This window comes from Saccharopolyspora endophytica, assembly GCF_018070075.1.
Taxonomy (GTDB): domain Bacteria; phylum Actinomycetota; class Actinomycetes; order Mycobacteriales; family Pseudonocardiaceae; genus Saccharopolyspora; species Saccharopolyspora endophytica.
Genome location: NZ_JAGPXE010000007.1, coordinates 151,131 through 165,730, shown reverse-complemented (window position 1 = coordinate 165,730; position 14,600 = coordinate 151,131). Strand labels below are relative to the sequence as shown.

Annotated in this window: 18 protein-coding genes; 11 read left to right on the top strand and 7 right to left on the bottom strand. The window is 69.5% G+C overall.

The genetic code is table 11. From position 1 onward, the window contains the following. Positions 1–66: 66 nt before the first annotated feature. From KBO27_RS17880 to KBO27_RS17855, 6 genes are all read right to left on the bottom strand, one after another. Positions 67–672: a copper resistance CopC family protein gene (locus KBO27_RS17880; protein WP_075849313.1), complete on the bottom strand. Its 606-nt coding sequence runs from the start codon at positions 670–672 to the stop codon at positions 67–69. Further along, positions 669–1,100, bottom strand: coding sequence for a chromate resistance protein ChrB domain-containing protein (locus KBO27_RS17875; RefSeq protein ID WP_210971097.1), 432 nt, complete (start codon positions 1,098–1,100; stop codon positions 669–671). The genes KBO27_RS17880 and KBO27_RS17875 overlap by 4 nt, the downstream gene beginning before the upstream one ends. Next, entirely contained in the window at positions 1,097–1,555 is a 459-nt protein-coding gene (locus KBO27_RS17870) for a Chromate resistance protein ChrB (RefSeq protein WP_091679585.1), read from the bottom strand. The genes KBO27_RS17875 and KBO27_RS17870 overlap by 4 nt, the downstream gene beginning before the upstream one ends. Before the next feature lie 83 nt (positions 1,556–1,638). Then, complete coding sequence (locus tag KBO27_RS17865) at positions 1,639–1,851, bottom strand: DUF378 domain-containing protein (protein WP_091679556.1); 213 nt, start codon at positions 1,849–1,851, stop codon at positions 1,639–1,641. A 98-nt stretch (positions 1,852–1,949) separates the two neighbouring features. Further along, positions 1,950–2,924 carry a DUF1259 domain-containing protein gene (locus tag KBO27_RS17860; protein WP_083666521.1) on the bottom strand — a complete coding sequence of 325 codons (975 nt, stop codon included), beginning with the start codon at positions 2,922–2,924 and terminating at the stop codon, positions 1,950–1,952. Between the two features lie 59 nt (positions 2,925–2,983). Beyond that, on the bottom strand, positions 2,984–3,316 hold the full coding sequence (locus KBO27_RS17855; RefSeq protein WP_075849307.1) for a PepSY domain-containing protein: 333 nt from the start codon (positions 3,314–3,316) through the stop codon (positions 2,984–2,986). A gap of 188 nt (positions 3,317–3,504) precedes the next feature. On the opposite strand from KBO27_RS17855, the gene KBO27_RS17850 reads away from it, so the two are divergent. From KBO27_RS17850 to KBO27_RS17820, 7 genes are all read left to right on the top strand, one after another. Then, positions 3,505–4,203: a response regulator transcription factor gene (locus KBO27_RS17850; RefSeq protein ID WP_205215529.1), complete on the top strand. Its 699-nt coding sequence runs from the start codon at positions 3,505–3,507 to the stop codon at positions 4,201–4,203. Then, on the top strand, positions 4,200–5,597 hold the full coding sequence (locus KBO27_RS17845; RefSeq protein ID WP_210971096.1) for a sensor histidine kinase: 1,398 nt from the start codon (positions 4,200–4,202) through the stop codon (positions 5,595–5,597). The genes KBO27_RS17850 and KBO27_RS17845 overlap by 4 nt, the downstream gene beginning before the upstream one ends. Then, positions 5,594–6,271, top strand: coding sequence for an ABC transporter ATP-binding protein (locus tag KBO27_RS17840; protein WP_075849301.1), 678 nt, complete (start codon positions 5,594–5,596; stop codon positions 6,269–6,271). Before KBO27_RS17845 ends, KBO27_RS17840 begins: the two co-directional genes overlap by 4 nt. Continuing rightward, entirely contained in the window at positions 6,271–7,050 is a 780-nt protein-coding gene (locus KBO27_RS17835) for an ABC transporter permease (RefSeq protein WP_112276288.1), read from the top strand. Before KBO27_RS17840 ends, KBO27_RS17835 begins: the two co-directional genes overlap by 1 nt. Positions 7,051–7,167: 117 nt before the next feature. Further along, positions 7,168–8,535: a chromate efflux transporter gene (chrA, locus tag KBO27_RS17830; protein ID WP_075849299.1), complete on the top strand. Its 1,368-nt coding sequence runs from the start codon at positions 7,168–7,170 to the stop codon at positions 8,533–8,535. 91 nt (positions 8,536–8,626) lie between these two features. Beyond that, positions 8,627–8,887 carry a hypothetical protein gene (locus tag KBO27_RS17825; RefSeq protein WP_075849297.1) on the top strand — a complete coding sequence of 87 codons (261 nt, stop codon included), beginning with the start codon at positions 8,627–8,629 and terminating at the stop codon, positions 8,885–8,887. A 222-nt stretch (positions 8,888–9,109) separates the two neighbouring features. Beyond that, positions 9,110–9,754, top strand: a complete 645-nt coding sequence (locus KBO27_RS17820) for an HAD family hydrolase (RefSeq protein ID WP_075849295.1) — start codon at positions 9,110–9,112, stop codon at positions 9,752–9,754. A 15-nt stretch (positions 9,755–9,769) separates the two neighbouring features. On the opposite strand, the gene KBO27_RS17815 is transcribed toward KBO27_RS17820, so the two are convergent. After that, a complete protein-coding gene (locus KBO27_RS17815) occupies positions 9,770–11,038 on the bottom strand; it encodes a helix-turn-helix domain-containing protein (RefSeq protein ID WP_075849293.1) in 1,269 nt (422 codons plus the stop codon). 523 nt (positions 11,039–11,561) lie between these two features. Here KBO27_RS17815 and KBO27_RS17810 point away from each other — a divergent pair. The 4 genes from KBO27_RS17810 (at position 11,562) to KBO27_RS17795 (ending at position 14,532) form a co-directional block, all read left to right on the top strand. After that, complete coding sequence (locus KBO27_RS17810) at positions 11,562–12,014, top strand: NUDIX domain-containing protein (protein ID WP_075849287.1); 453 nt, start codon at positions 11,562–11,564, stop codon at positions 12,012–12,014. A 73-nt stretch (positions 12,015–12,087) separates the two neighbouring features. Next, on the top strand, positions 12,088–12,963 hold the full coding sequence (locus KBO27_RS17805) for an inositol monophosphatase family protein (RefSeq protein WP_075849285.1): 876 nt from the start codon (positions 12,088–12,090) through the stop codon (positions 12,961–12,963). A 28-nt stretch (positions 12,964–12,991) separates the two neighbouring features. Next, complete coding sequence (locus tag KBO27_RS17800) at positions 12,992–13,270, top strand: hypothetical protein (RefSeq protein WP_112285672.1); 279 nt, start codon at positions 12,992–12,994, stop codon at positions 13,268–13,270. Positions 13,271–13,305: 35 nt separating this feature from the next. Beyond that, positions 13,306–14,532, top strand: coding sequence for a hypothetical protein (locus KBO27_RS17795; protein WP_210971095.1), 1,227 nt, complete (start codon positions 13,306–13,308; stop codon positions 14,530–14,532). Positions 14,533–14,600: the final 68 nt, after the last annotated feature.

Here is a 14,600-nt window from a genome sequence, read left to right as displayed (position 1 = left end):
TTTCGCGCTGGTAGGCCAGGACTACGGGAGCTATGCCGACCGAATGTCTCGTGACTGCGGTTGTCGTCATGTCCGGTCTGGCCGCTGCGCACGTGATGCGCGGACGCGTCGACGGTGACGAATGGTGAGGAGGGTTAGTCCTGCCAGGAGGCTGAGTGCGATCGTGGCGGCCAGCGGCGTGGTGATCGTGGACTGGTTGGTGGCTGGTGGCGCTGTCGGCGGTACTGAGTGGGGGGTGGTGGCTGGTGTGGTGGCAGTGTTTTCGGGGGTCGTGGTGACGCCGGGGGTGATGGTGAAGCTGTGTGATCCGCTGGCCTGGTGGCCGTCGAGGTCGATGACCTGCCAGGTGACGCGGTAGGTGCCCGGCTGGGTGAGTGTGTGCAGTGGCTGGGAGATCATGTCGTGCTTGACGATGGCGTTGTCGCGGGCGACGTCGTGGCCGTTGGGGCCGGTGACCCGGATGCTGAACGTGTTGATCAGTCGGTCGAAGGTCAGGTACACCCAGTCGACCGGTTCGGTGAGGACGGCATTCGCTGGTGGGGTGGCTTCTTCCAGCAAGGGCACCGCTGATGAGGGGGTCGCTGTCGCGGGGTGATCGGTGCCGAGCAGGCTTGCACAGAGCAGGGCGGCCAGGATGCCGAGGGTGGCGCGGCGGATGTTCCCTGCGGTCATGCGGGTTCGCGGCCGAGCATCTGGGTGCGGTGGTAGTACTCGTAGAGGCCGTCGAAGATGGGTTTGGTGATGGTGAGGGTGTGCTGGTCGTCGCCGATCATGGATAGGCCGCGGAGGATGGCGTCGAGGCCGGGGGCTTCGGGGGCGTCGTAGCGTTCGTCGTCGAGGTCGGCTTCGTGGATGATTTCGGCGATGCGCCAGAGCACGGGGTCGGTGAGGTCGTGGCGGCGCAGGATGGTTTCGAAGCTGCAGTCGTCGCCGTGGTGGCCGAGGTCGACGCCGCGCATGTCGAACGGGGTGGCGTCTGGGGGGACGTCGGCGGGGTCGGTGACGAACACGAAGGCGGCGTCCGGGTCGATGCAGCGGCGGATGAGCCAGGCGCAGGCGGCGCGGTCGATGTGGATGTGTTCGCGGGTGGCCCACTTCATGCGGTCTCCTCGGTGTGGTGGTCGGGGTGCAGGGCGTCCACAGCGGCCTGCGCGGTGTCGCGTTCGGGTGGGGGGAAGTAGTCGCGGCGGTGGATACGCCGCAGCTCGGCGCGCAGGGTGCGCAGGGCGCGTCGTCGCTCGGCCTCGCCGAGTGAGCGCGCTTGTTCGGCTTCGGTGAGCACGGCGCGGTACTCGGCGGCGCGGGCGGCGGCCATGGTCTGTGCCAGGCGGCGTTCCTGTGCCAGGCTGGTTGGTTGGGCCAGCCACACGCCGGCGGTGCCGCCGGCGGCGAGGATCTCGTCGGCGATCCAGTCGAGGTGTTCGCGGGTGCGGGCGTCGGCGGGCAGCGCGACCAGCCCGTCGCCGAGTTGGGCGACGCCGAGGCGTTTGAGTTTGCGCCAGACCGTGATCCGCGGGGTGGACGGCTCGCGGGGCATGCGGTAGGACAGCAACACCCACTGCCCTGCCCGCTGCCCTGCCTGCCGCGGCGCTGCCGATCCCGTCGATGGTCGCTCGTGCGCTGGATCGGTGGAGTTGCTCACTGATGTGTTCGGTCTCCGACGACGACGCGGCCGATCCAGTACAGGCCCGCGAGTCCGATCAGCACGAACACGATGTCGTCGAGCGGATCGGCGATGGGTTCCAGTGCCCGATCCAGCACGTTGATGTCGGTGACGAACGCCGCCCAGGCGAACGCGCCGATCAGCAGTAGCACGAAAGCGATCCAGTCCAAAACGGTGCGTGGCCGCATCCTGCGCTCCTTCCCGTTGTCATGCTCGTTGTCATGGTGCTTGTCCGGCCCCGCCGATCGTCACGACGGGGCCGGAAACGCTGTCGGCGTGAGTGGTATCAGCCTGGGGGTTGCAGGTTGGTGGCGTCCAGCGCGGGGCGGAGGGCTTTGGCGAGGGTGACGCCGTCGTCGACGGCCCAGAAGTGCATGTAGAACAGGCGGGGTTGCTCGGTGAGGCTGTGGTTGTGCACTTCGACCAGGTCGATCCCGCCTGTACGCAGCGCCTGGATCACCTTCTGGACCTCGGGTGCGGTCATCACGAAGTCACCGTTGATCGCGGCCCGCCCGCCGCCGAGTGGCTGGAAGTTGATCGCGGTGGTCACCCCGAACGTGGGCGGAAGGACATGCCCGTCGTCGGTGATGGTCTCCTTGCGGGCGATGCTGAACTTGTAGATGCCGCCGTCGGCGGTGCCCTTGCGGCCCAGGGCCTGGTCGATGCCGGCGGTGTCCAGGTCGATCGGCGGCTGCTGACCTGGTGGCGCCGGGGCTGGGATGGCGGTGGCGTCCAGTGCGGCTTGCACGCCTTGGGCGAGCGCTGCGGGGTCGTCGCTCATGGCGTGGATGTGGGTCCACCACACCGGCGGTGTTTGCTGCAGCAGGTGTTTGTGCAGCGCGGTCTGCGCGATGCCGTGGGCTTGGAGTGCGTCGGTGACCTTGGGCAGTTCGGCCTCGGTGACCACCAGGTCGCCCATGAGCATGACGCCGTCGCGGTACTTCGCGAAGGCGGCGTAGCCGCCCAGCGACAGCCCTGGTTTGATCTCGACGCCGCCGGAGGTGACCTGCAGGTCGGTGCGGGGCAGGCCGATGCGGTAGACGGTGTTGTTGTCGCCGAACTTCCCGGTGCGGCCCAGGGTGTCGGTGACCGGCTTCCAGTCCGCCTCGGTGGTGGGGATCGGCTGGTGGCGCCGATGCTCGGCGTCGGCAGCGGTGTCGCTGGCGGGGGTGGTGTCGGTGCCACAGCCGGCGAGCGGGACCAGCAGCAGCGCGGCCAGCGGCAACACCACGCGGGCCGCGCGGGCGGGGGTGAACGGCATGTCCTTGCCCTCCTCGAACTCGATCGTGGTCGGTGTAGATCGTGGTCGGTGGTACGCGGTCAGCCCTCGTCACCGTCGGCGTCGTGGTCCTGGCCGGGAGCCTCGGTGCCCACGACGTGGAAGGTGCTGTCGAGGTGGACCTCGACGGTGGAGCCGTCGGGCTTGGTGACGGTGACGCCGTAGGCGGCGGCGCCCTCGTCGGTCTCGGTCTCGACAGCGCCGGCCTTCCCGCCGGGCACGGACTGCACGGCCGCGGCTCGTGCCTGGTCGGCCGCGGGGCCGCTGACCTCGTCGCCGTCGCCGGACATCGCGGAGGCCAGGCCCACGCCCCCACCAGTGAGGACGAGCACTCCGGCGGCGATCCCGATCCCGATCTTCGTCTTGCGGTTCATGCCTTCTCCATTCTCCACGCTCCTGTAACCGTGGTTGCATGAGGTGGTTGCATGGGTATGGGTAGTCGGTGGAGATGAAGCCGTGATGAAGACACGACGGCGGTCACCCGGATGTGGTGGCACCGTGCCCGTGAAGGGGCGCCTGTGCAGGGTGCTCGGGGGTGGCGCCTGAAGAGAGGTGATGGATGGTGCGGGTACTGGTGGTGGAGGATGAGCCGAAGATGGCGGGCCTGCTGCGCCGTGGCCTGGTCGAGGAGGGCTACGCCGTCGATGTCGCCACAGACGGGGCCGACGGGTTCGGGGCGGCGGTCAGCCGCGACTACGACGCGGTGGTGCTGGACGTGATGCTGCCCCGGCTGTCGGGGTTCGAGATGTGCCGGCGACTGCGCCGCCAGCAGGTGTGGGTGCCGGTGCTGATGCTCACCGCCCGTGACGCGGTGACCGATCGGATCAGCGGCCTGGACGGCGGCGCGGACGACTATCTGACCAAGCCGTTCCACCTGGAGGAGCTGTTCGCTCGGTTGCGGGCATTGACCCGCCGCGGCCCGGTCGCCCGCCCCACCGTGCTCACCGCGGGCGATCTGCGGATCGACCCGGCCAGCCGGCGGTGCTGGCGCGGCGAGACCGAGATCGCGGTGACGGCCAAGGAGTACGCGCTGCTGGAGATGTTCCTGCGCCAGCCCGGCGTGGTGCTCACCCGCGAGCTGCTGCTGGAGCACTGCTGGGACTTCGCCTACGAATCCCGCTCCAACGTCGTCGAGGTGCACATCCGCGCGCTGCGGGACAAGATCGACCGGCCATTCGCGGTGGTCTCGCTGGAGACCGTGCGCGGCGCCGGGTACCGGCTCCGGCCGGATGGTGGACGGCCGCGGGTGGGGGCGCGATGATCCGGCGGTGGCCGCTCCGGATCCGGCTCACCGCCGCGTTCACGGTGATGATGGCGCTGGTCCTGCTCGGAGTCGGGATCGTCACCGTGACGCACACACGCGAATCGCTCGACGCCTCGATCAGCGAATCGTTGGAGCACCGGCTGCGCGACCTCCAACCGATCGCCACCACCGCCGCACCAGCGCTGTCCAGCGGCGGCCGGGACACCGGCGAGCAGGTCCTCGACGACGCAGGCCAGATCATCGCCAGCTCCCCGGACGTGGCCGACCAGCCCCTGCTGACTCCAGCGGAGCTGGCGACCGCGCGGCGCGGCGAGCTCGTGGTCGATCACGCCACCGCCGGACAGCTGGACGGGCCGGTGCGTATCGCCGCCGCCCCCACCGGTGCGGACGGCCGGATCGCCGTGGCCGCGGTGACCCTCGCCGACCGCGACGCCGCGGTGGCCGACCTACGCCAAGAACTGGCGGTCGGCCTGCCGCTGGCGCTGCTCGCCGCCGCGGTCGGGGCCTACCTGCTGGCCGCCGCCGCACTGCGACCGGTGGAACGGATGCGCGCCCGCGCCGCCACCATCACCGCCGCACACCCCACGCAGCGTCTACCCGTGCCGTCGGCTCGCGACGAAATCTCCCGGCTGGGCACCACGTTCAACGATCTACTCGACCGCCTGCACGCCGCTGTCGAGCGGGAACGGCAGTTCGTCGCCGACGCCAGCCACGAGCTCCGCACCCCGCTCAGCCTGCTGACCACCGAACTCGAACTCGCGGCGCGCCGACCCCGCACCACACGGGAACTGACCGCCGCGCTGGGCTCGGCATTGGAGGAAACCGAACGACTATCCCGCCTGGCCCAGGACCTCCTCCTGCTCGCCCGCACCGACCAGGCCGGTCCGCCGGCCCGGCCCGGCGAGCCCACCCCGGTGCGTCCCGTGCTGGAGTCAGTGATCGCCCGCTACCGCAGCACCCTCGACGAGCACCAAGTGATCCTGGACTGCTCACCGGAGCTCACGGTGCGCGCCGATCCCGGCGATCTCGACCGGGCGGTGAGCAACCTGATCGACAACGCCGCCCGGCACGGGCAGCCACCCATCATCATCACGGCCAGCCCGCCCGACACCGAGCTTGGGGTGAGCATCCGGGTGCGTGACCACGGCTCCGGCATCGCCCCCGAGTTCCTGCCGCACGCGTTCGACCGCTTCACCCGCGCCGACGACGCCCGCACCGGCGGCGGCACCGGACTGGGCCTGGCCCTGGTCGCCGCGCTGGCCCGCCGCAACGGCGGTGCCGCGACTGCCGCCAACCATCCCGACGGCGGCACCACCGTCATCCTCACCCTCCCCGCCGCCAACCATCCCGACGCCACCATTCCGGACGCCCCGGCCGCCGCACCCGGATGAGCACCGTGCCCGGTTTTCTTCTGGACCGGGTCACGGTGACCCGCGGCCCAACCCGACTGCTCGACGGAGTCTGCGCCCGTCTCCCGGCCGGAGCGTGCACGGCGGTGGTCGGTCCCAGCGGCGCCGGCAAGTCCACCCTGCTGCGCCTGCTCAACCGGCTGGAGGACCCCAGTACCGGCCAGATCCTGCTCAACAGCACCCCGCTCGCCGAGCTCGAAGTGCTGGCACTGCGGCGCCGGGTCGGCCTGGTCGCGCAACAGCCGGTGCTGCTCACCAACCACGTGGCCGAGGAGCTGCGTGTCGGACGCGCGGAGCTGACCGAGCACCGCATCCAGCACCTGCTCGATCTCGTGGGCCTGCCCGCACGCTTCGCGCAACGCCGCACCAGCGGCCTGTCCGGCGGCGAAGCGCAGCGGGTGTGCCTGGCCCGGACGCTGGCCGTCGAACCCGAGGTCCTGCTGCTGGACGAGCCCACCGCCGCGCTGGACGCCGTGACCACAGCGGTGATCACCGAGGCCGCCCGCAACCACACCGCCGCGGGCGGGACCGTGATCCTGGTCAGCCACGACCTCCCCCTCGTTCGCGGCATCGCCGAGCACGTGCTGGTCCTGCACCACGGGCGCCTGGTCGCCCACGGGCACCCCGACCACATCGACTACCTGGAGGCCGGGTGATGACCGGACTGTCCGTGCCCAGCTGGGGCGGCGTCGCCGCCTCCCTGCTGTTGATCGCCCTCACCGCCGCGGTGGCCTACCGGCAGCGGCTGCACCTGACCCGCGAGCTGATCACCGCATCGCTGCGCGCCGGGGCACAGCTGGCCGCGGTCGGCGTCCTGCTGCTGGTGATCTTCGCCCACACCGGCCTTCCCGGCGCGTTCGGCTGGGTGACGATCATGATCCTCCTCGCCGGACAGGTCGCCGGCCGCCGCGGCACCGGCCTGCCCCGAGCCCGGTGGGCAGCCACCCTCGGGGTCGCCGTCGGCAGCCTCGTCACCCTCGCCACGCTGCTGGGCCTCGGGATCATCTCCACCCAAGCGCGGGTCGTCGTCCCGATCGGCGGCATGATCGTCTCCGGAGCCATGCAGGCCGCCGGGGTCGCCCTGCGCCGCCTGCGCGAAGACGCCCAGCAGGCCCGCCCAGCCATCGAAGCCCGGCTCTGCCTCGGGCTCCCCGCCCGCGACGCGTTCCTGCCCCACCAACGCTCCGCGCTGCGCACCGCGCTGCTGCCCGCGATCGACTCCACCAAGGTCGTCGGCCTGATCAGCCTGCCCGGAGCCATGACCGGACTCATCCTCGCCGGCGTCGACCCCCTCACCGCCATCCGCTACCAGATCGTGGTCATGTACATGCTGCTCGCCGCCACCGCACTCGCCGCTCTCACCGCAGCCCGGCTCGTCGAACACGCCCTGTTCGACCACGCCCACCGCCTCATCCCACTCCCCGAACCCCACTAACCGACCACTCCCACCGCCTCGGCCAGCCCGCATCCCGCCACCTGGACACCCCTCCACCGCACTAGTGCAACCATGGTTACATTGCGCGTGGAGTTGAACGAGGAGGGACGCTCACCCATGTCCGAAACCGCGAACCGGGACGTCATCCCACTGCGTACCGCGACCTGGGCGTGGTTTCTGATCTCGCTGCAGACGTTCGGAGGCCCGGCCGGGCAGATCGCGGTCATGCAACGCACCCTGGTCGAGGAGAAACGCTGGATCGGCCAACAACGCTTCCTGCACGCGCTGAACTACTGCATGCTGCTGCCCGGCCCCGAAGCCCAGCAGCTGGCCATCTACGTGGGATGGCTACTCAACGGCCGCCGCGGCGGGATCATCGCCGGGACCCTGTTCGTGCTGCCCGGCATGGTTGCCCTGCTCGCGCTGTCGGCCATCTACGTGACGTTCGGCGACACCACCCTGGTGACCGCGATCTTCGCCGGGCTCGCACCCGCGGTGGTCGCGATCATCGCCCAAGCCGTACCCAGGGTCGGCAAACGCGTCCTGCACCACCCCGCGCTCATCGGGATCGCCGCCGCCGGCTTTGTGGCGCTGGCGGTGTTCGCGGTCCCGTTCCCGATCGTCATCGCCGCAGCAGCGGCCATCGGCTGGGCACTCGGCCGGTTCGCACCCCGCACGATCAAACCCCCGCCCACCAACGGCGCCGCCGACGGACCAGCACCGTTGATCCCCGACGACGCCCTGCACCACGAAGCCCCCTCTACACGGCGGAGCCTGACCGTGCTCGGTGTCGGTCTGCTGCTCTGGGCCGCCCCGATCGCCGCGGTGGCGGTGTTCACCGGCGTGGGCAGCACGCTCACCACGCAGGGGCTGTTCTTCTCCGGCACCGCCGTGGTCACCTTCGGCGGCGCCTACGCCGTGCTCGCCTTCGTCGCCCAGCGCGCCGTCGAGGTCTACGGCTGGCTCTCCGCCCAAGACATGGTGCGGGGCCTCGCTCTGGCCGAGTCCACCCCCGGCCCGCTGATCATGGTCGTGCAGTTCGTGGCCTTCCTCGGCGCCTACCACCACCCCGGTAGCCTCGACCCATGGGTCGCCGGGGTGCTCGGGGCGCTGCTGACCACCTGGGTCACCTTCGTGCCCTGCTTCCTGTTCATCCTGCTCGGCGCCCCCTACGTCGAACGCCTCCGCCACAACCGCGGCATCTCCACCGCACTGACCGGCATCACCGCCGCTGTCGTCGGTGTGATCGCCAACCTCGCCCTGTACTTCGCCCTGCACACCCTCTTCACCACCAGCGATGTCCACCGATTCGGGCCGGTGCAGGTGAACCTGCCCGAACTAGCCAGCTTCCGACCCGTGGCCGCCGCGATCACCGCCATCGCCCTCGTCCTGGTGTTCGCGCTGCGCTGGCCGATGCTGCGCACCCTGGCCGTCTGCGCCGGTCTCGGCGCCACCGCCGCACTTTTCGGGCTTCCCCTCACCTGATCGAGCCCACATGCCCCATCGATCGTCGAAGCGCTCAAGGTCCGCGCCGACGTCCACCCAGGTATGCAACCCGGCACCGGACTGGTGGCGTATGGCGCTGGCCGAGGGCAACACGCTGGTCTCCCTCACCGCCCGCAGACTGGAATCCGGCGACGAGGTGCACTGGGAGTTGGGCGCGATCGGTCACGGGCCAGCCGCCGCCGAGCTGACCCAGTACCTCTGCGACGAGATCCGATCCTGGGCGCCCGAGCGGAACCAGCACACGCCATCGCTCATCGTCTATCCGGCTGATACCCCGGACAGCGAACTGGCGGGCCCGCCATCGACAAGACACACAGCAGGTTTGTCCTAACCTACGGCGACCTGACTAGGTGACCTAGCCGCTAGTCTCCTTGCCGCTGTGCTGCTGCGGACGTCAGGCCGAGGCTCGGGCTGACCGTTTGTTCGAACTGCGTCGACCAAGGCTGCCGGGAAGCGGACGCCGGGCGGGTGCCAGGACCCGAATCTCAGTGGGTTGGGCGGCCGAAGGGCCTCGCTGTCGCGCGGTGGCTGTACGTGACGTAGGAGTAAGAGCATGGTGACCGCGGTGGTGTTCGACGTGGGCGAGACGTTGCTGGACGACTCGCGGGAGTGGGGTGCGTGGGCCGACTGGATCGGCGTTTCCCGCCATACCTTCTCGACGGTGCTGGGTGCGGTCACCGCCGCTGGCCGGGACAATGCCGAGACGTTCCAGTACTTCAAGCCGGGCTTCGACGTCGCACGGGAACGGCGGCTGCGCGAGGAGGCTGGCCTGGGTGAGCGCATCGAGGACAGCGACCTCTACAGCGATGTGCGGCCCGGCCTGGCTGCGCTGCGAGAACGCGGCTTGTGGGTCGGGGTAGCTGGGAACCAGACCGCTCGCGCGGCCGAGCTGTTGCGTGCGCTGGAGCTGCCGGTGGACCGGATCGCGACCTCGGGGGAATGGGGTGCCGCCAAGCCGTCGTCCGAGTTCTTCGCCCGCGTGGCAGAGATGGTCCCCGACGGGCCGGGCGAGACGGTGTACGTGGGTGACCACCGGGACAACGACGTGGTTGCCGCGAAGGCAGCGGGCTTCTGCACGGCGTTGATCCGGCGGGGCCCGTGGGGCTACCTGTGGGCTGACGACCCACTGGTCCGTCGCGACGCGGATTGGGTAATCGACTCCCTTTACGACCTGCCGGATCTGTTGTCCCTGCGCTGAGCGGCTGGTGGCGGCTCAGCGAGCGCGGGCCCAAGCGGCGAGGTCGAGCAAGCCGGCGCTGGGCGTGCTGTGGGTGCGCAGCAGGGACGAGAGGGACTGGCGGACCTGCGGGTGGGTGCGGGTGTGCTCGGGCGCGGCACGGCGTGCAGCCTGAAGGCACAGGTAAGCGTCTTCGTGGCGACCGAGGGTGAGCTGGGCGCGGGCCAGATCGATGAAGTAGTGGGAGCGACGCTCGGCGGGAAGTTCGTCGGGCGGGTGCCAGGACGCCGCGCGTTCGATACCCAGTGGATCTCGAAGTTCGACGGCGACTGCGAGTTCGTGGATGCGTAGGGAGGCCGGGCCGAACGCGGTGCCGACGTAGATTCCCTCGGGCGCCCTGCCCGCAGCGCGGCGGGCCTCGCGCAGGTGATCAGCTGCGACGTCGGCTTTGCCCGCCCGGCCGGCCACGACTGCGGCGCGCATGTGCAAGGCACCGAACGCGGCTGAGGAGGAAGTCGTATCGAGATCGGGCACGTGGTCAACAGCAAGTTCGAGAGCGCGGGCGGCGGTGTCCAGGTCGCCGGTGGCAAAGAAGGTTTCGGTGCGCACGTACGCCACAGCGGCCAGTAGCAGCGGGTCCTCGGCGATCTGGGCGGCCGAGCGCATCAAGTCGATCAGTCTGGCGGACAAATCCAGGTAGCCGAACTTGAACGCCACGCCGTCAGCAGCCCGCAACGCCAAGGTCAGCAGGGCGGCGGCGTGGCGCTGGCCTGCCGCGTCGCCGAGCTGACCGGCGCGGGCGAGTTCGGCGATGAGGTCGGGCAAGCGGCGGGCGAGGTTGCCGTAGCGCGACTGCAGCCGGTCGTCGCTGGCTCGGATGATCTCGCCGTGCAGGTCGTCCAGAGACCTGGTTGGTCCGTCGTCGGGCAGGTCCAGCCGGTCAAGCGCGCGGCGCAGGCGCGGGATAGCGGCATGGATGACGTCGGCCTCGGGCGCCGGTCCGTCCTCGTGAACGGTCCGCTCGACGGGGGCCGTCACCAGGCTCGACGAAGGTGAGACCAGGACCGTCGTGATGTTGGCAGCAGGTCGCCGAAGGGTACGTCGCAGCAGGTCGTCGAGTACGTCGAGCGAGACCTGCAGGGCGGTGGCGAGGCCGCGCCGCTGCCAAGGCTGAGGTGACTGGACCCCACGTTCCCAACGCCCGATGGTGGTCCGTTCGACCTTCAGGGTGACGGCGAGGGCTTCCTGGGTATAACCAGCGGCCTCGCGGGCAACGGCGAGCGGGGTGAGAGGCCGTGCTGCCATCGCGTTGTCCCTCCTTCCAGACCCTCCATAGCGCACAGTACTCGCCGGTTTTCGCAGCGTAGGGAGGGTGTCGCCTCATCGCTGCCTCATGGCCGCTCCGTTCTCGACCACGGCTGACGACCCGACTGATCGCCAATCGCAGTTGCATGCCCATCTGGGTGAAGCCCCTCGCTCCAGCAGACCAACAGCGCGCTGGTCAGCGCCTGGGTCGCCCCGTTGACGCCTCGTTCTCGCCGCACGGCCGCTCTGGTGATCGGCAAGGGCGGCGTCGTTGACTGGGATTCGGCCTGCGGTGGGCGACCCCCGACCGCCCACCGCAGGCCATACCGGTCTCAGCCACCCTCTCGCTACGGAAAGTGAGCTTGCTTCAGTGGATATGCGCGAGGTGCAACCAGCACGCTCACCCGCGCCGGTCGACAACCAGTCGAGCCTGGTGGCCCCGGTAGTGCGATGAGGACCACCACGTTGGCCTCTTCGAGGCGTCACCTCGGTTATCGTCCTGTCCATCGATCGTGAGAGCACCATGATGACCTCCACCACCACTCCAGCTCTCGGTCCTCTTGTCGGGGCATACGGCCTCGTTGGGCACGAGGAGCGCCTCCTGCTCGTCCGAGACCGGGACGCCAGTGCCTTCCGGCTACCCGGTGGTCGAGTACAACCCGGTGAATCCGTTGAGGACGCCCTGCGGCGCTCCCTGCGGGAACAGACCGACGTCGACCTCGCCTACCTCGACTTCTGCGCCACCGTCGAACTGCGTGACCACACCTCACCAAACGGGCCTGCCCTCTACGAACTGGCCCTGCTGTTCGACGTGACTCTCGCCGACCCCGAAGCCGCCCGGTCCAGCGAACACGAACTGCGGTGGTTCACCGAAGCGGACCTCCACCAAATCGAGCTGCGCCCCGCAGTCATCGCGGAACGACTGCGAAGCGACGCGCTGACCGTCGAACACCCGTGGTGGCCGCACCACTCCTGACCTTCACCGTCCACGGCCCGGTCCATTCGGCGCTGCTATGCGAGCCGGGTATGCCCGAAGAACCGAAGGAACCATGCTGTCGGCACCCGACCTCACCACTGCCCTGCCCGCGGCACAGGCCGCGATCGATCTTGCGGTCGAGCATGTCCTCAGCCACCGTCCTCGCTCGATCCGGTACAAGGGCGACCGCGACCCTGTATCCGAAGTGGACGAGGACGTCGAACACGTTGTCCGCCAACGGTTGATTGCCGACGGGCACACCGAGATCGGGTTCCTCGGAGAGGAAACCGGCGCGGTTGGTAGCCAGAAGACCTACTGGGTTCTCGATCCCATCGACGGCACGATCAACCACCACCACGGCAGTCCCTTGTGTGCGATCGCCCTCGGGCTCGTGCACAACCACCGGCCCATCCTCGGCGTCACCGCGCTTCCTTTTCTCGGGCACCGCTACTGGGCGACCGACGGGCAAGGCGCCTACCGCGACGGAGAACTCATCGCCGTCTCGGCCACCGAGTCGCTCGATCGAGCCCTGATCGGGTTCAGCGACTATGGCAGCGGCCAGGACACTGCCCTGCGAGACGTGCTCTGCTCTACTGTGGACCGGGAACTCACCGCACGGGCACAAGGGCTTCGTCGCTACGGCTCTTCCGCACTTGACCTCGTCTGGGTCGCCGACGGCACCCTTGACGCCTGCGTCCTGCTCGGCAACCGGACCTGGGATACCGCGGCCGGGGCAGTCATCGCCCGCGAGGCGGGAGCCCTCGTCTTGGATGCCGACGCCAGCCCTCACACCACCCGTTCCCGGTGCGCGATCGCCACCACGCCGGGACTTCGCGACGAGTTGCTGCCCTTCCTGCGGGTCTTGCGTGGCACCCGTTTTTGGCCCGATGACGACCGACCCGAACCCGTCATGAGTCCGACCGGCTTGCCGCAGAGCGGTGAACCGTAGTGAGGAGCCGGACACGAAGGCGGACGCGATGGTGATCCTGCCGAGTCCTCGCTGGTCGCCGGAAACCCCCGGACTGTCGTTCGATGCTGTCCACGGTAAGGCCGCGCGCCGCCATGCCGACAACGGACCACTCACCGAGTACCTCCCCAGCCTTGGACAACTGCCCGCCACGGGGCCGTCCGCGCTTCCGCTGGACCTCGACGAGGAACGGGCCGCCGCGCGTCGGGCCGCGCTGGAGGGACCGCGGCCCGACGACGAGCACCTGGCGCTTCTCGACCGCGTGCTGCACGCACTGCGCCGCCTGTGACCAGCGCCGCCGCGACCTTGGCTGGAGTCCGTTTCATGCACCCGGCAACCGATGGCCTCACGATTCCCGACCCGATCCCGGACGCTTCGATCTTCCAACCCGCGCCGTGGGTCGCTCCGTCTTCCGAGCAGCTTCCCTTCCTCCGCCGGCGGCTTCACGAGCACTACACCACCATCGCGGCCGAGGGCGCCCAGCAAGGACGAACAGGCCAGGTCGCGCGAGCCGCCGCGGTGGAGAGCGAGGATCGGGAAGTACGCCGATACGCCCGCGATGAAGCCGGCCGCCTCAGGAACGCGAGCCTGACGTGGGTCGACCACGAGGCGATCGAGATGGCCGTGACCTACTCGTCCACCCCGTCCACCGAACCCGCCAGCCCGGACCGAATGCCCAGCATGACCGGCTTCATGCTGTTCGAGAGCTGCATCGGCGGCGCCCTCTATGACGCCGCGCGTGCGCAAGACCTGCCAGGCTCAGGATGGACACCAGCCCCCTGGCTCTACGACGTCTCCGGTTACGTCGAGGCCCCAATCGTCGCCATCAGCTGGTCACGCCTGCCACCGCCGCACGAGGACCGGGTCCAACTGTCGTTCTACACCCCAAATCGGCCGCCCCAATGGGACGGCCTGCCCCCGGACACGTTCGTCGCCCAGTGGGCAGCGACAAAGACCTGCTACAGCGCGGGCTACTTCGCCGACCATGTCCGCACTGTCTCGGCCCGGATGAGCCCGATGCCGGTACTCGCTACCTTCACCGCGACCCTCCAGTTCGGTGAACTGCTCCCCGAACCCGACGCGAACCACTGCGCCGGGTGGGTCCAGACCGTCTACGGCCTATGGCAATTGCTCGACCACAAAGTCAAGAAACCGCTGACCCAGACCGATGTGATCGCAGCTCCGCGATCAGTGACCCGAGGCGACGTCCGAGCCGGCATCATCGCGACGATCGACGTGAACATCGTCCGGGTACACCCGCGGTTCAGGACCGAAGACCTGCCTCCCGACGACGGAGAGGACAACGCCGACCACGACACGTCGGACAACAGCCGCCGCTCGCCTCACTATCGCCACCGGTACTGGCGCGGCCCGTATCGAGCAAACATGTGTATGAACACCTGGGGGCATAGCGAAGGAAACTGTGAACACAAAGAGGTGCCCGTGGGTCGGCATTTGCGCGGGCCGGTCGGCGCACCATTCCGCGAGCGCGTCACGGAACTGCGCGGCTCACCGGCTCGTAACTCCGGCACCGGCCAGCCCAAGCCGTAGACCGCGACCTGCACGTCGATGATGAGGCGAGGCGCCCTCGGGCTCGATACCTCGCATGCTCCGAGGTA

Bases quoted from the DNA above. Each gene is read 5' to 3' on its own strand.
- KBO27_RS17880 (WP_075849313.1), bottom strand. From the start codon at position 672: ATGACCGCAGGGAACATCCGCCGCGCCACCCTCGGCATCCTGGCCGCC.
- KBO27_RS17875 (WP_210971097.1), bottom strand. From the start codon at position 1,100: ATGAAGTGGGCCACCCGCGAACACATCCACATCGACCGCGCCGCCTGC.
- KBO27_RS17865 (WP_091679556.1), bottom strand. From the start codon at position 1,851: ATGCGGCCACGCACCGTTTTGGACTGGATCGCTTTCGTGCTACTGCTG.
- KBO27_RS17860 (WP_083666521.1), bottom strand. From the start codon at position 2,924: ATGCCGTTCACCCCCGCCCGCGCGGCCCGCGTGGTGTTGCCGCTGGCC.
- KBO27_RS17855 (WP_075849307.1), bottom strand. From the start codon at position 3,316: ATGAACCGCAAGACGAAGATCGGGATCGGGATCGCCGCCGGAGTGCTC.
- KBO27_RS17845 (WP_210971096.1), top strand. From the start codon at position 4,200: ATGATCCGGCGGTGGCCGCTCCGGATCCGGCTCACCGCCGCGTTCACG.
- KBO27_RS17840 (WP_075849301.1), top strand. From the start codon at position 5,594: ATGAGCACCGTGCCCGGTTTTCTTCTGGACCGGGTCACGGTGACCCGC.
- KBO27_RS17835 (WP_112276288.1), top strand. From the start codon at position 6,271: ATGACCGGACTGTCCGTGCCCAGCTGGGGCGGCGTCGCCGCCTCCCTG.
- chrA (WP_075849299.1), top strand. From the start codon at position 7,168: ATGTCCGAAACCGCGAACCGGGACGTCATCCCACTGCGTACCGCGACC.
- KBO27_RS17825 (WP_075849297.1), top strand. From the start codon at position 8,627: ATGGCGCTGGCCGAGGGCAACACGCTGGTCTCCCTCACCGCCCGCAGA.
- KBO27_RS17820 (WP_075849295.1), top strand. From the start codon at position 9,110: ATGGTGACCGCGGTGGTGTTCGACGTGGGCGAGACGTTGCTGGACGAC.
- KBO27_RS17815 (WP_075849293.1), bottom strand. From the start codon at position 11,038: ATGGCAGCACGGCCTCTCACCCCGCTCGCCGTTGCCCGCGAGGCCGCT.
- KBO27_RS17810 (WP_075849287.1), top strand. From the start codon at position 11,562: ATGATGACCTCCACCACCACTCCAGCTCTCGGTCCTCTTGTCGGGGCA.
- KBO27_RS17805 (WP_075849285.1), top strand. From the start codon at position 12,088: ATGCTGTCGGCACCCGACCTCACCACTGCCCTGCCCGCGGCACAGGCC.
- KBO27_RS17800 (WP_112285672.1), top strand. From the start codon at position 12,992: ATGGTGATCCTGCCGAGTCCTCGCTGGTCGCCGGAAACCCCCGGACTG.
- KBO27_RS17795 (WP_210971095.1), top strand. From the start codon at position 13,306: ATGCACCCGGCAACCGATGGCCTCACGATTCCCGACCCGATCCCGGAC.